This is a genomic window from Nocardiopsis mangrovi (assembly GCF_042653925.1).
In the GTDB taxonomy this organism is placed as follows: domain Bacteria; phylum Actinomycetota; class Actinomycetes; order Streptosporangiales; family Streptosporangiaceae; genus Nocardiopsis_B; species Nocardiopsis_B mangrovi.
The window spans coordinates 78,981-92,073 of the sequence record NZ_JBHSFQ010000005.1 but is presented as its reverse complement, the minus strand read 5'-3'; the positions used below and the strand labels follow the sequence as shown (position 1 = coordinate 92,073).

Annotated in this window: 13 protein-coding genes; 10 read left to right on the top strand and 3 right to left on the bottom strand. The window is 75.2% G+C overall.

Translation table 11 applies throughout. From position 1 onward, the window contains the following. Positions 1–3: 3 nt before the first annotated feature. Both ACFO4E_RS07710 and ACFO4E_RS07705 read left to right on the top strand, forming a co-directional pair. The gene (locus tag ACFO4E_RS07710; protein WP_378572357.1) at positions 4–1,278 is read left to right on the top strand and encodes an FAD-binding protein; all 1,275 of its coding nucleotides are present in this window, start codon (positions 4–6) and stop codon (positions 1,276–1,278) included. 160 nt (positions 1,279–1,438) lie between these two features. Further along, positions 1,439–2,365, top strand: a complete 927-nt coding sequence (locus ACFO4E_RS07705) for a ribonuclease Z (RefSeq protein ID WP_378572356.1) — start codon at positions 1,439–1,441, stop codon at positions 2,363–2,365. 34 nt (positions 2,366–2,399) lie between these two features. Here ACFO4E_RS07705 and ACFO4E_RS07700 read toward each other — a convergent pair whose 3' ends face one another. Then, complete coding sequence (locus tag ACFO4E_RS07700; RefSeq protein ID WP_378572355.1) at positions 2,400–2,819, bottom strand: ArsR/SmtB family transcription factor; 420 nt, start codon at positions 2,817–2,819, stop codon at positions 2,400–2,402. Positions 2,820–3,545: 726 nt separating this feature from the next. Here ACFO4E_RS07700 and ACFO4E_RS07695 point away from each other — a divergent pair. After that, entirely contained in the window at positions 3,546–4,325 is a 780-nt protein-coding gene (locus tag ACFO4E_RS07695) for a thioesterase II family protein (RefSeq protein WP_378572354.1), read from the top strand. Positions 4,326–4,388: 63 nt separating this feature from the next. Here ACFO4E_RS07695 and ACFO4E_RS07690 read toward each other — a convergent pair whose 3' ends face one another. Further along, a complete protein-coding gene (locus ACFO4E_RS07690; RefSeq protein WP_378572353.1) occupies positions 4,389–4,751 on the bottom strand; it encodes a VOC family protein in 363 nt (120 codons plus the stop codon). Positions 4,752–5,047: 296 nt separating this feature from the next. Here ACFO4E_RS07690 and ACFO4E_RS07685 point away from each other — a divergent pair, with 296 nt between their 5' ends. The 4 genes from ACFO4E_RS07685 to ACFO4E_RS07670 all read left to right on the top strand — a co-directional run bounded on the left by ACFO4E_RS07685 (position 5,048) and on the right by ACFO4E_RS07670 (position 8,623). Further along, positions 5,048–5,887, top strand: a complete 840-nt coding sequence (locus ACFO4E_RS07685; RefSeq protein ID WP_378572352.1) for a TetR/AcrR family transcriptional regulator — start codon at positions 5,048–5,050, stop codon at positions 5,885–5,887. A 102-nt stretch (positions 5,888–5,989) separates the two neighbouring features. Further along, on the top strand, positions 5,990–6,694 hold the full coding sequence (locus ACFO4E_RS07680) for an SOS response-associated peptidase (RefSeq protein ID WP_378572351.1): 705 nt from the start codon (positions 5,990–5,992) through the stop codon (positions 6,692–6,694). A 200-nt stretch (positions 6,695–6,894) separates the two neighbouring features. Continuing rightward, positions 6,895–7,827 carry a serine hydrolase gene (locus ACFO4E_RS07675; protein WP_378572350.1) on the top strand — a complete coding sequence of 311 codons (933 nt, stop codon included), beginning with the start codon at positions 6,895–6,897 and terminating at the stop codon, positions 7,825–7,827. Between the two features lie 88 nt (positions 7,828–7,915). Beyond that, positions 7,916–8,623, top strand: a complete 708-nt coding sequence (locus tag ACFO4E_RS07670) for a TetR/AcrR family transcriptional regulator (protein WP_378572349.1) — start codon at positions 7,916–7,918, stop codon at positions 8,621–8,623. Between the two features lie 72 nt (positions 8,624–8,695). On the opposite strand, the gene ACFO4E_RS07665 is transcribed toward ACFO4E_RS07670, so the two are convergent. Then, entirely contained in the window at positions 8,696–10,159 is a 1,464-nt protein-coding gene (locus tag ACFO4E_RS07665; protein ID WP_378572348.1) for an aminotransferase-like domain-containing protein, read from the bottom strand. Between ACFO4E_RS07665 and ACFO4E_RS07660 the strand changes: the two genes are divergently transcribed. The 3 genes from ACFO4E_RS07660 to ACFO4E_RS07650 all read left to right on the top strand — a co-directional run bounded on the left by ACFO4E_RS07660 (position 10,158) and on the right by ACFO4E_RS07650 (position 13,071). Next, positions 10,158–11,054 (top strand): DMT family transporter, encoded by an 897-nt coding sequence (locus ACFO4E_RS07660; protein WP_378572347.1) that lies wholly within the window; start codon positions 10,158–10,160, stop codon positions 11,052–11,054. The two genes, ACFO4E_RS07665 and ACFO4E_RS07660, sit on opposite strands and share 2 nt — an antisense overlap. A gap of 341 nt (positions 11,055–11,395) precedes the next feature. After that, positions 11,396–12,607 (top strand): acyltransferase family protein, encoded by a 1,212-nt coding sequence (locus tag ACFO4E_RS07655; RefSeq protein ID WP_378572346.1) that lies wholly within the window; start codon positions 11,396–11,398, stop codon positions 12,605–12,607. 164 nt (positions 12,608–12,771) lie between these two features. Continuing rightward, positions 12,772–13,071: a YrhK family protein gene (locus tag ACFO4E_RS07650; RefSeq protein ID WP_378572345.1), complete on the top strand. Its 300-nt coding sequence runs from the start codon at positions 12,772–12,774 to the stop codon at positions 13,069–13,071. The last annotated feature ends 22 nt before the right edge of the window (positions 13,072–13,093 follow it).

The following is a 13,093-nucleotide window of genomic DNA, read 5'->3' as shown; positions in this document are numbered from 1 at the left end:
CTGATGGACCGGCGGCGCACCAACTGGGCGGGCAACACCACCTTCCGGGCCGACCACGTGCACCACCCCGCCACCGTCGACGAACTGCGCGGCATCGTCGCCGCGGCCCGGCGCGTCCGCGCACTGGGCTCCGGCCACTCCTTCAACGACATCGCCGATTCCCCCGGGGGCGCGCTGGTCTCCCTGGCCGCCCTGGAACCCGTGGTCGAGCCCGACGCCGCGACCATGACGGTCCGCGTCGCCGCCGGCGTCCGCTACGGGGAGCTGGGCCGCCGGCTGCACGCCCTGGGCTACGCGCTGCGCAACCTCGGCTCGCTGCCGCACATCTCGGTCGCCGGGTCGTGCGCGACCGGCACCCACGGATCCGGCGACCGCAACGGCGGCCTCGCCACATCGGTCTCCGCACTGGAGATCGTCACCGCCGACGGGAGCCTGCGCACCCTCGACCGCTCCGCGCACGGCGACCGCTTCGACGGGGCCGTGGTCGCGCTCGGCACGCTGGGCATCGTCACCCACCTCACCCTCGACGTCGTCCCCGCCTTCGACGTCTACCAGCGCGTCTACGAAGGGCTTCCGCTGAACGCGCTGGACGAGCACTTCACCGACATCACCTCCGCCGGGTACAGCGTCAGCATGTTCACCGGCTGGCGCGGTCCGGCCATCGACCAGGTGTGGGTCAAGCGGCGCACCGATTCCCCCGGCGACGGCGCGCCCGATCCCGGCGCGTTCGGGGCGCGGGCGGCCGACGGCCCCCGCCACCCGGTGCCCGGCGTGTCCCCGCGCAGCTGCACCGAGCAGCTCGGCGTGCCCGGCCCGTGGTTCGAGCGGCTGCCGCACTTCCGCCCCGACTTCACCCCCAGCAGCGGGGAGGAGCTGCAATCGGAGTACCTGGTCGCGCGCGAGCACGCCGTCGCCGCAGTCCACGAGCTCGACGCCGTCCGCGACCGCATCGCCCCCGTCGTGCAGGTCGGCGAGATCCGCACCATCGCGGCCGACCGGCTGTGGCTGAGCCCGAGCCAGGGGCGCGACACCGTGGGGTTCCACTTCACCTGGGTCAAGGACCCCGACGCGGTGCGCCCGGTGATGGACCTGGTCGAGGAGCGGCTGCGGCCCTTCGACGCGCGCCCCCATTGGGGGAAGCTGTTCGCCACCCCGCCCGAGCGCATCGACGCCCTCTACGACCGGCTGCCGGACTTCCGCGCGCTGGCCGCCGAACTCGACCCCCACGGCAAATTCGCCACCCCCTTCACCGCCCGGCACCTGCGCATAGCCCCGTGACACCCCCACGGCCCGCGCCGCCGCCGGCCGGACCCCCGTCCGCGCCGTCCCCGGCTTGAGCGGCGCCGGCGCCGCGTCCTCGGGCCGCCGCGGTGGGGCGGCCTGCGTTCGGTCGGGATGTGCTCGTCGCGTGCCAACCCGGCCTGCCATGATGGCGCGCATGTCCGATCGCGAACTCACGGTTCTGGGGACCTCCAGCGCCGTCCCGACGAAGCGCCGCAATCACAATGGGTACTTCCTGCGGTGGGACTCCCACGGTGTGCTGTTGGACCCCGGCGAGGGGATCCAGCGCCAGATGCGGCACGCCGGGCTGTCGGCGCACGACGTCACCCGGATCTGTGTGACGCACTTCCACGGCGACCACTGCCTCGGGGTGCCCGGTATCGTGCAGCGCATCGCGCGCGACCGCGTCCCCCACGAGGTGGAGGCCGTCTTCCCCGCCTCGGGACTGGAGTACTGGCGCCGGCTGCGGCACGCGTCGGTGTTCGAGGACACCGACGTGATCGCCGAGCGGCCGGTCAGCGGCGAGGTCGCGGCACTGGGCGGCGGCAGCGGGCTCACACTGACCGCGCGCAGGCTCACACACCGCATCGAGACCTACGGCTACCGGCTGGCCGAGCCCGACGGCTGGCGGATGCTGCCCGAACGGCTCGCGGCCCGGGGCATCACCGGACCCGACATCGGGATCCTGGAGCGCGAAGGGCGCGTGCGCGACGCCGAGGGCTCCTGGGTGGGGCGGGAGGAGTGCGCCGTCCCGCGCCGCGGCCAGGTGTTCGCGTTCGCCATGGACACCGCCTACTGCGAGGCGGCGGTGCAGCTGGCCGAAGGCGCCGATCTGCTGGTGATCGAGTCGACCTATCTGGACTCCGAGGCCGGGTTCGCGGCGTCGCGCGGCCACCTCACCGCCGCTCAGGCGGCGCGCATCGCCGAGCGGGCCGGGGTCCGCACGCTGGTGCTCACCCACATCTCCGAGCGCTATGAGGAGGCCGACGACGAGCGGTTCGTCGCCGAGGCGTCCGCCCGCTTCGGAGGGGACGTCGTCCTCGCCGCCGACCTCGCGACCATCCCGGTGCCGCGCCGGCGCTGACCCCGCTTCGCGCGCGGCCGGGCCGCGCCGGTCGTCAGGTCGGACCGGAGCGGGGACCGGGGCCGTGGCGCTGGGCCAGCCGGGCCTCCCAGGCGGCCGCGAGCCGGGCCAGGCGCCGCGCGGCGGCCTCCAGGCGTCCCGGGCACAGCGCGTAGTGGACCTCCCGGCCGTTGCGGGTGCCGGAGATCAGCCGGGCGTCCCGGAGCACGGCGAGGTGCTTGGCGACCGCCTGCCGGGTGACGGGCAGGGGGCCGGCCAGTTCGGTCGCGGTGGCCCTGCCGCGGGTGGCCAGGATGTCGAGGATGTCGCGCCTGGTGCGGTCGGCCAGCGCCGCGTAGACGCGGTCGTCGGCACCGGCCGCCACGGGGTCGGCGGGATCCGGGAACGGGTCGCCGCCGGGCCGGTCCGGCCCGCCCGGCTCCGGGTCGGCGGGCGGGGGCGTGGTGTCCGTCATCGCCTCACCCGACCGGCAGGCGGGCGTGCGACCAGGGGCCCGCGGGCGGTCGGCCCCCGGGCGGGCCCGCCGGTGCGCGTGCGCTCGGCGGGGCCGCGGCGCGGGGCGTGTGCTCGATCCGCGGTTCGGGCATGGCCTGCTCCTGACCGGGTACGCGCGCCCGCTACCGCGCCGGACCCCGAGACTGTGGTGACAATGTGTGAACACATCGTCGCACACTGGATTCGACCGCTCGCCCGCCAGGGGCGCGGGGCCGGGACGGAGCGATGCCCCGCGTCCGCGCGGCGGGTGCCCCGCGGTGGAGCGGTGCTCCGATGCCCGCGGCCCTCAGCGGGGCACCGCGCGCCGCCGGCGGCGGCCGGCGGAGTGCGTACGGCCGCCCGCGGCGGCCGCGACGGTGTCGTCCCGGGAGCGATCCCCGGGCGCCCGATCGTGTCCACGGTCACACCGTAGAACGCGGTACCGACGTTTTCCGGGACGCGTGCGGCGGGGCACACCCGCGTCCCGCCCCCATACGTGGCGGTTCGCCCGGGTCGCCGACGTGCGGGCCCTCCTCCCGGGTCGTCCGGGGCCCGCGTACCCGGTCGCGCGGGGCCGGCCGCGGCTCCGGGCCGGGGCCGCCCGCGCGGGCCCGGCATGGCACGATCGCCTTGTGCACCGGCGCGACCGGCGACGGGTGCAGTGGGCCCGCCACCGGAGGATCGACACGAGAGGACCCGCCGAACGATGGCAGCCGACCCCAACGACAGCGCACTGTGGATCCGACGCTTCCACCCCGCCCCCGACAGCGCCATCCGACTCGTCTGCCTGCCGCACGCCGGCGGTTCGGCCGCCGTGTACTTCCCGATGTCGCGGGCGCTCAAGGACGACGCCGACGTGCTCTCGGTGCAGTACCCGGGCCGCCAGGACCGGCGCGCCGAACCCGGTGTCCGCGACATGGCCGAGTACGCCGACCGGGTCTACGACGCGCTCCTTCCGTGGAACGACCGCCCGCTGGCCCTCTTCGGCCACAGCATGGGCGCGGTCATCGCGTTCGAGGTCGCACGGCGGCTGGAGGAGCGTGCGGGCACGGTCCCCGCGAGGCTGTTCGTGTCCGGCCGGCGGGCACCATCGCGCACGCGCGAGGGCGAGGACCTGCACCGGCGCGACGACGCGGGCCTCATCGACGAGATGCGCCGCCTCAACGGCACCGATTCGACGCTGCTGGACGACCCCGAGCTGCTGCCGCTCATCCTCCCGGCGCTGCGCAGCGACTACACCGCCATCGAGACCTACGTCCACCGGCCCGGGCCGCCGCTGGCCGCCCCGGTCACCGCTCTGGTGGGCGACGCGGACCCGCGCGCCACCCTGGAGGAGGTGCGCGCCTGGCGCGACCACACCAGCGGCGCGTTCGACATGGAGGTCTTCCCCGGCGGGCACTTCTACCTGACCGACCACCAGGACCGGGTGGCCGGGCTCGTCGCCGGCCACCTGCGCGCGCTGCGGACCGCGGGCCCGCGGAACTGACCGCCGGACGCCCGGGCCCCGGCGGCCTTCCGGGGTGCCGCGCCGCGCGCGGCACCCCGGGCCTCATTTCTTGGAGATCATCACCTCGTGGCCGTCGGGGTCGGTGGCCTTGATGTAAGTGCCCCAGGGCTCCTCGACCGGGTTCGTCACGGCCACGCCCCTGCGGCGCAGCTCCGCCGCCGTCGCCTCGACGTCGTCGCAGGCGAAGGTGAGGAACGCGCCCTCACCCGGCCTGCGGTTGAACGTGGCGGCGCTGTGCAGGGTGATCGAGGTCTGGGCGCCGGGCGGCCGTACCTCCACCCAGCGGGCCCCCGGCCACATCTCCGCATCGACGGTCTTCTCGAATCCGAGCTTGCCTGCGTAGAAGTCCACCGACCGCTGCTGGTCGCGGACGTACATCACCGCGACGCTGATGTGCGTGATCACAGGTCTCTCCACCTGCCTGTCCGTGTGTCGTGCCTGTTCCGGGCCACCACGCTAGCCAGACGGGGCGACATCCCCGGGCGGCTCGCCGCCCACCTGGGGCCGGCCCGGCGGATTCGGGTTTCGGGCGGTCCGCGCGGGCCGCTGCGGCCACTGGGAGGTGTCCGAAGTCCCCGGAAGGCGGTACCGGTGCGGTCGGCGGGGCGGCTCGGGGCGGCGGCGTCGCCTGCCAGGCGCGCGGTGGTACGTTGTACGGCGTTCCCGTGGCGAGCCGGGACACCACCCCGGCGAGGAGGGCCATGGCGGCGCGGAGCAGAGGGGGCGGCGATCCCGCGCGGGGGCTCGCGCTCCTGTGGCGGGCCCGGGAGGCGCCGTCCGCCGGACGGACGGCGCTGACGGCGGACCGCGTCGTCCACGCGGCCATCGGGATCGCCGACACCGAGGGCCTCGCGGCACTGTCCATGCGCAGGGTCGCCGAGAGCCTGGGCGTGGGCACGATGTCGCTCTACACCTACGTCCCCGGCAAGTCCGAGCTGACCGACGCCATGCTCGACACCGTCTACGGCGAGGCGCTCCACGACACCCCCGGGGCCCCGGCCCCATCCGGGGCGGGCGGCCGGGCCGGCGGTCCGGCCGACGGCTGGCGGCCCCGGCTGGAGCGCATCGCGCGCGACGACCGCGCCCTCTACCTCCGCCACCCCTGGATGGTGCAGATCGCCACCGGCCGGCCGGTCCTGGGCCCTAACGAGACCGCCAAGTACGACCGCGAGCTGCGCGCCGTCGAGGGGATCGGCCTCACGGAGGTCGAGATGGACTCCGTGATCAGCCTGATCACGGGCTACGTGCACGGCGCGGTGCGCGGCGAGGTCGAATCCGCGAGGGCCGCGCGCGAGAGCGGGGTCAGCGACGCCGAATGGTGGTCGGCCCGCGCCCCCCTGCTGTCGCGCCTCATGGACCCCGACCGCTACCCGACGGCGGCGCGGGTGGGCCGGGCCGCCGCCGAGCGGCACGGCGCCGCCCACGACCCCGACCACGACTTCGAATTCGGGCTGCAACGCGTCCTCGACGGCATCGACGTCTTCGTCCGCGGCCGCGGCACCGGCGCCGGCGGCGCCCGCCGGGCTCCCGCCCCCGGCTGACCGCGGGGCGGCGCCCCGATACGCCGGCCCCGCCTGCGTGCGGCCGGTGATCCGCCGTGTCGGATGCCGCGTGCGCGGCATCCGGCGGGCGAGACTGGGGCCATGTGCGGACGCTACGTCAGTGCCCGGAACGACCGCGAGCTGCGGCTGCTGTTCGACGTCGCCGAGCGCGTCGGCGAGCGCTCCGCGCCCTCGTGGAACGTCGCGCCGACCGACACCGTGCGCATCGTGCTCGACGACGCGCACAAGGACCGCCCGCCGGCCCGGCAGCTGCGCGACGTCCGCTGGGGGCTGCTGCCGGTGTGGGCCGAGGACCGCCGGTCCGGGGCCCGGATGATCAACGCGCGGTCCGAGACCATCACCGAGAAGCCCGCGTTCCGCTCGGCCGCGGCCCGGCGGCGCTGCGTCGTCCCGGCCGACGGGTACTACGAGTGGCAGAAGTCGCGCGACCGCACGACGCCCTTCTACCTGCACGCGCCCGATGAGTCGGTGCTCCCGTTCGCGGGGCTCTACGAGCGCTGGCCCGACCCCGACGTCGCCGAGCACGATCCCGCGAAGTGGGTGTGGACCTGCACGATCCTGACCCGCCCGGCCACCGACACCCACGGGCACATCCACGACCGCGCGCCGGTGATCCTGCCCCTGGCCATGGTGGGGGACTGGCTCGACACCGCCACCACCCGGCCCGGCGCCGTGCGCGCCCTGGTCGACGCGATCCCCGAGGCGCACCTCGTGCCGCGCCGGGTCGACCCCGCGGTCGGGTCGGTCCGCACCGACGAGCCCTGGCTCATCGACCCGGTGGACTGACCCGCACGCCGCGCCGCCCTGCCCGGCGCCGCCACCGCGTACGGGGCCGCCGGGCGGGAACGGACGGCGGCGGCCGGGACGCCGATCCGGGGACACGGGCCGCGGATGACGTGCACGCGCGGACGCGGTGGGTAACGTCGGCTTCGGGAAGTATCCGGCCTGGTCAGGGCCTATCCGATCGATTCTGGAAGAGGGACCCGATGCTCCGCACCCCAGCGCCCACGCAGGGCCGTGCCCGCAACCCCGGCCGCCACGGGGTCCTGGCACGGGTCGCGGCCGTCGCGGCGGGGGCCGCGCTGGCACTGGGATCGGCCGTTCCCGAGGCGCGGGCGGGCGGCAGCGCGTGCACGTCGGCCGCCCATCCCCAGGCGGCCCTGGCCATCGACGAGGTGATCGAGCGCATCACCGCCGAACGCGCCGGCGACGTCGCGGTGGGGGTCTCCGCCTTCGACGGGGAGCTGAGCTGCGGCCACCGCTCCGGCGACGTCTTCGACGCGGCGAGCGCCGGGGAGGTCGTGGTCCTGTCCGCCCTGCTGCACCGGTCGGCGCGGGAGGGACGCGCCCTCACCCCGGAGGAGGACCGGGCGGCCGTCCGCATGGTCACACGATCCGATGCCGCCGCGACGCGCTGGCTGCGCGACCATGTGGGCACCGGCGCGATGCAGCGCTTCGTCGACGCCGCGGGCATGACCGGTACCCGGCCGCACGCCAGGGGCGCGGTGGGGCTGATGAAGACCAACGCCGCCGACCAGCTGCGCCTGCTGGAGCTGATCACCGCGCCCAACGACGTCCTCGGCGACGAGGGGCGCGCCTATGCGCGGCGGCTCATGGGCGAGGTGCCCCGGGAACAGCGCTGGGGGGTGCTCGCAGGGGCGCCGGCGGGTGCCGAGATCGCGGCCAAGAACGGGTGGCTGCACCGCGCCGGCACGGACGTGTGGCGGGTCAACAGCGTCGGCATCATCGACAAGACCGGCATCGGACCCTATGGCATGGTCGTCCTCACCGACGGTAACGATGCGCGGGACTACGGCGTACGGACCATCGAACTCATCTCCCGCGAGGTCCACGCCGCCCTGAACGGCACCCGGGTCCGCACCCCCGTGACCCCGGCGGTGCCGCCGGACACGGCCTGAGCGGCGCGCTCGCCGGTGCCGACCGACCTCCGACGCCATCTCCCCGGTGCGCAACCGGTGCGGGCCGCCGCGTTGGTAGGTTCTGTCCATGCGGTCAGAAAGCAGCCAGGGCGGCCAGAAGGGCAAGGAGCGTACCTTCATCGAGAAGGCGCGCCGCGCCCAGATCATCGGCGCGGCGGTGCAGACGATCGACGAACTGGGCTACGCGCAGGCGTCGCTCGCCCAGATCGCCAAGCGCGCCGGGATCAGCAAAGGCGTGATCTCCTACCACTTCAGGGGCAAGGACGAGCTGATGGAACAGCTCGTCGAGCACGTCTACACCGCGATCATCGAAGCCGTGGTGCCGCGGATCCTCGCCCAGGAGGACCGGCGCGAGATGCTGCGCACCCACATCCTGGCCGTCGCGGAGTTCATGCGGGAACACCCCGCCGAGCTGAACGCGCTCGGGGAGGTCTTCAGCAACTTCCGCACGGCCGACGGCCGGCTCCGCTACGGGCCGCACACATCGGTGGACCTCTACGAGGGCCTGGAGCACATGTACCGCGCCGGTCAGGAGGCGGGGGTGTTCCGCCCCTTCGACACCCGGGTCATGGCCATCACCGTGCAGGCGTCGATCGACGCCATGTTCGGTTACTGGAACCTCTTCCCCGACACCGACCTGATGGCGCACGCTCGGGCACTGGCCGACATCTTCGACCACGCGACGCGGGCGGCACCGGGTTCCGGCGCCGCTGGTGCCGGAGCCGCGGCCGCCGAGCAGGGACCCGAGACCGCGGACGGCGCCGACGAACCGTAACGACCCGTTGCGCACCGCCCGGACCTGCGAACGGGCGACGGGCGGTGCGGGCAGCGGGGAGCGCCGGCCCGCTCACCCGCCGTTCGCCGGGCCGAGGCCGGCGAAGGCGCGGCGGAGCAGGCGCACGCCTTCGGCGATCTCGGCGGGCCCGGAGGTCTCACCGAAGCTGAGCCGCAGGTGCGGGCCGGGCGGTTCGGCGGGGAAGTAGGAGTGGCCGGGGGTGACGGCGACCCCCGCCCGCAGCGCCGCCGCGGCCAGCGCCGACTCCTCCACGGAGTCGGGCAGCCGCAGCCACAGGTGGAAGCCGCCCGCGGGCAGGTGCGGCGCGGGCAGCCCGGGGAAGCCGTCGAGCAGTGCCGCGGCCATGGCCGTCCGCCGCTCCCGCAGGCCGGCCGCCACCGTCCGCAGGTGCCGCCCCCACGCGGGCGAGCCCACCAGTTCCAGGGCCGCCTCCTGCAAGGGGCGCGGCACGAAGAAGCTGTCGACGACCTGGATCGCCCGCAGCCGGCGCAGCACCGGCCCCCTGGCGGCGATCGCGCCGACGCGCAGGCTGGGTGAGGTCGCCTTGGTCAGCGACCGGATGTGCACGACGGTGCCGTCGGGGTCCTCCGCGGCCAGCGGCGGGGGGAGGGCGGCGGCGTCGGCGTGGCCGAGGTGCCGTGCGAAGTCGTCCTCCACCACGAAGGCCCCCGCCTCGCGGGCGATCCGCAGCACCTCACCGCGGCGCTCCGGTGCGAGCACCGCCCCGGTGGGGTTCTGGAACAGCGGCTGGCACAGGAGCACCCGCGCGCCGGTGGCGAGAAGGGCGTCGGCGAGCAGGTCGGTGCGGATCCCGCCGGTGTCGACCGGGACCGGGACCGGCCGCATCCCGGAGGCGCGGGCGATGGCCAGCATGCCGGGGTAGGTGGGCGATTCGACCAGAACAGGCGCCCCCGGCGGGGCGAGGGCGCGCAGCGCGGCGGCCAGCGCGCTCTGGCCGCCCCCGGTGATCAGCACGTCGGCGGCGCCGATCGCCCCGCCCGGGCCGCCGATCTCGCGGGCGAACCAGCCGCGCAGCTCGCTCAGGCCGTCGATCGGCGGGCGCTCCCACGCCCCCGGCCGCCGCCCGGCGCGGGCCAGCGCGGCGGCCATCGCGCGTTCGGGCCGCAGGTCGGCGGGCAGGTAGCCGCCGTTGAAGGCGATGACGCCGGAGGCGGGGGCGGCGAGCGTGGCCAGGACACCCGACGCGTCCACCGCCCGGGGGACCGGCTCTCCGGCGGCGGTGGCCGGATCCGCGCTGAGGGTCACCTGCTGCCAGGAGGTGTCGCCCGCCGCGCCCGCGGGAGCGGCGACGGCACGGAAGGCGCCCGATCCGGGACGGGTGGCGACCAGGCCCTCGGCGGCCAGCGCCGCGATGGCCCGCGAGACGGTCACCGGGCTGACGCCGTGCCGCTCCACCAGCGCGCGGCTGGACGGCAGCTTGGCCCCTGGTGGGTAGCGGTCGAACTCACTTCGCAGGACATCCGTGAGATCACGGACACTGCTACGCTGATTCATGAGAGTCCATGATAGCGCTACCGCACCTCGGCGAGTAGCGGCACCCGACGGCACCCTGCTCGCCGCCCTCGGGGTGCTCGCGTTCTCGTTCACCTTTCCGGCCACCGCGTGGGGCCTGGAGGGCTTCGGGCCCTGGAGCGTCGCCGCGGTCCGCTGCGGGCTGGCCGCCACCATCGCCGCGGGCTGCCTGGCGGCGGGGCGCGTGCCGGTCCCCGCCCGGGCGCACTGGCCGGGGATCGCCGCGGTGGCCGGCGGCGTCGTCATCGCCTTCCCCTTCCTGAGCACCCTCGCCCTCCAGGCGTCCTCGACCTCCCACTCCGCCGTGATCATCGGCCTGCTGCCGCTGACCACCGCCGTGGTCTCCGCTCTGCGTACCGGGGTCCGCCCCTCGCCGGTGTTCTGGGCGGCGGCCGCGTGCGGGGCGGCGGCCGTGGTGGCCTTCGCGGTCGTGAACAGCGGAGGAGCGCTCGGCGTCGCCGACCTCTACCTCGCCGCCGCGCTGGTGGCGGCCGCGGTCGGCTACGCCGAGGGCGGCCGGCTGGCCGCGTCCCTGCCCGGGTGGCAGGTGATCGCCTGGGCGCTGGTGGCCGCCGCCCCGATCAGCGTGCCGCTATCGGTGCTGGCCCTGGCCGTCGAGCCGGTGGACGCCGGGCCCCGCGCCCTCGCGGGCATGGCGGTCCTGGGCGTGGTCTCCCAGTTCGGCGCGTTCGTCGCGTGGTACCGGGGGATGGGCGCCATCGGCGTCGCCCGCGCCAGCCAGCTCCAGCTCGCCCAGCCGCTCCTCACCCTGCTGTGGGCGGTGCTGCTCGTCGGTGAAGAGCCGACGTGGGCGGCGCTGCTGGCCGCCGTGGCCGTGCTGATCTGCATCGCCGTCACCCAACGCGCCCGGGCCTGACCCACGCGCGACCGGTCGGCCGCGTCCCTCTCAGGCGCGGGACGCGGCGTTCCGGCGTTTCCCCTCGGGGGGTCCGAGTGGGGGGAGGGGGTGATGCCGGTCTCGCCGGCCCGCCCCCCTGTGAGGCGGACCGCGGGCGGGACCGCCTGCCCCTGAGGGGATCCGCTCATTCCCGGAGGGTGGAGTCAGGGGCTCCTCGGTGGCCGTTCCGGGACATCCCGGATGGATTCCCGTCCATGCGTGCTAGATTCTGGCCAAGCGGTCAATAAATCAGTCGAGCGTCTTGAATGCGGCGCGCCATGTCCGACGGCCACCCCTCCGGGACCGCACAGGAGCCCAACATGAGCGAACAGACGACCACCCCATCCCCCCGGCAGGAGGGGCACCCCGGCCGGCCCGCATCCCCCGCGCCGCCGCCGGCCGCCCGGCGGCTCGCCTACATCGACAACCTGCGGATCGTGCTGACGGTCCTGGTGGTCCTGCACCACGTCGCCGTCACCTACGGCAACATCCCCGTGTGGTACTACACCGAGCCGGCCCAAGACCCCTCCGGTGCGGCGCTGGACCTCCTGGTCATCTTCAACCAGGCGTTCTTCATGGGGTTCTTCTTCCTCGTCTCCGGCTACTTCGTGCCCGCCTCCTACGACCGCAAGGGGCCCCGGGCGTTCCTGCGCGGCCGGCTCGTCCGGCTGGGCGTCCCGATGCTGCTCTTCGTCCTGCTCGCCCGGCCGCTGCTCACCTCGGTCTTCTTCCCCGCCGCGCAGGCGGCCGCCGCCGAGCAGGGTGAAGAGCTGCCCTACTGGCTCTTCTACCTGGTCAGCTGGGACCCGGGACCGATGTGGTTCGTCGAGGTCCTGCTGGTGTTCTGCCTCGGGTACATGCTCATCCGCCGGATCCGCGGAACCGCCGCCGCCTCCGCCAGGCAGGTCGAGGCCCCGGCCCCGCGTCCGGTGTCGCCCCTGACCGGCACCCTCGCCGTCGCCGCGTTCACCGCCGTGCTCATCGCGCTGACCTACGCCTGGCGCCTGCTGGTGCCCACGGGCAGCTACTGGCCGTTCGTCGGCCTGCCCACCCCCTACTACCTGCCGCAGTACGTCCTGCTGTTCACCGTTGGCGCACTCGCCTTCCGCCAGGGGTGGGCGGACCGGCTGCCCCGCGGCGCCGGATGGGGCGGACTGGCGGTGGCGCTGATCGGTGCGGCCGCCGGCCTCGCCCACCTCTCCGCGTCCGACGACACCGCCGGCGCGGGCCTCGCGGCCCTGACCGCGGCGGCCTGGGAGAACGTCTTCGCCGTTGGCGTCATCATCGCCCTGACCGTCCTGTTCCGCGAGGTCTTCAACGGCCAGGGGCGGTTCGGCCGCTTCCTCTCCGACCAGGCGTTCGGCGTCTACTTCCTGCACCCGCTGGTGCTGGTGGGGCTGGGCTACGCGCTCAGCGGCTGGGAGGCGACCGCGGTGGTGAAGTTCGCGGCCATGGCCGTCCTGGCACTGCCCCTGTGCTGGGGCGCGGCCCGGCTGCTCCGGTCGGTACCGGGGGCACGCAAGGTCTTCTGAGCCGGTGTCAGGGCGCGCGGAACCGCGCCCGAGCCGTCCGGCCCCGGCCCGATCCGCTCGGGCCGGTGCCTCTGCCCCCTGTCGTCGCGGCCCGCGACAACAGGGGGCCGCGGACGTCGGCGCGGCGCCGCACCCGCGCGGTACGCGGACCGCACACTCGGAACATGGAGCCTCCGAAGACCGGGCGCAAGGACCTGGTGATCAGGATCGGCGGCGATGAACTGGTCATCCGGCGCCGCTACGAGGCACTGAGCATCGTCAACGACATCCTGATCGCCGTGTGGTTCATCGCGGGCAGCATCATGTTCTTCTCGACCGCGCTGGCCACGGCGGGCACCTGGATGTTCCTCATCGGCAGCGTCGAGCTCCTCATCCGCCCGGTGATCCGCCTCGCCCGCCAGTTCCACCTGCGGCGCGTCCACGGCGCGGCGGCCACACCGGGGGAGTCGCCGGGCGACTTCTGACGCGTGAGCGGCGGAGGAGCGG

What these genes read in the sequence shown, in the direction of transcription:
- ACFO4E_RS07710 (WP_378572357.1), top strand. Translation starts at nt 4, where the DNA reads ATGGACCGGCGGCGCACCAACTGGGCGGGCAACACCACCTTCCGGGCC.
- ACFO4E_RS07705 (WP_378572356.1), top strand. Translation starts at nt 1,439, where the DNA reads ATGTCCGATCGCGAACTCACGGTTCTGGGGACCTCCAGCGCCGTCCCG.
- ACFO4E_RS07700 (WP_378572355.1), bottom strand. Translation starts at nt 2,819, where the DNA reads ATGACGGACACCACGCCCCCGCCCGCCGACCCGGAGCCGGGCGGGCCG.
- ACFO4E_RS07695 (WP_378572354.1), top strand. Translation starts at nt 3,546, where the DNA reads ATGGCAGCCGACCCCAACGACAGCGCACTGTGGATCCGACGCTTCCAC.
- ACFO4E_RS07685 (WP_378572352.1), top strand. Translation starts at nt 5,048, where the DNA reads ATGGCGGCGCGGAGCAGAGGGGGCGGCGATCCCGCGCGGGGGCTCGCG.
- ACFO4E_RS07680 (WP_378572351.1), top strand. Translation starts at nt 5,990, where the DNA reads ATGTGCGGACGCTACGTCAGTGCCCGGAACGACCGCGAGCTGCGGCTG.
- ACFO4E_RS07675 (WP_378572350.1), top strand. Translation starts at nt 6,895, where the DNA reads ATGCTCCGCACCCCAGCGCCCACGCAGGGCCGTGCCCGCAACCCCGGC.
- ACFO4E_RS07670 (WP_378572349.1), top strand. Translation starts at nt 7,916, where the DNA reads ATGCGGTCAGAAAGCAGCCAGGGCGGCCAGAAGGGCAAGGAGCGTACC.
- ACFO4E_RS07660 (WP_378572347.1), top strand. Translation starts at nt 10,158, where the DNA reads ATGAGAGTCCATGATAGCGCTACCGCACCTCGGCGAGTAGCGGCACCC.
- ACFO4E_RS07665 (WP_378572348.1), bottom strand. Translation starts at nt 10,159, where the DNA reads ATGAATCAGCGTAGCAGTGTCCGTGATCTCACGGATGTCCTGCGAAGT.
- ACFO4E_RS07655 (WP_378572346.1), top strand. Translation starts at nt 11,396, where the DNA reads ATGAGCGAACAGACGACCACCCCATCCCCCCGGCAGGAGGGGCACCCC.
- ACFO4E_RS07650 (WP_378572345.1), top strand. Translation starts at nt 12,772, where the DNA reads ATGGAGCCTCCGAAGACCGGGCGCAAGGACCTGGTGATCAGGATCGGC.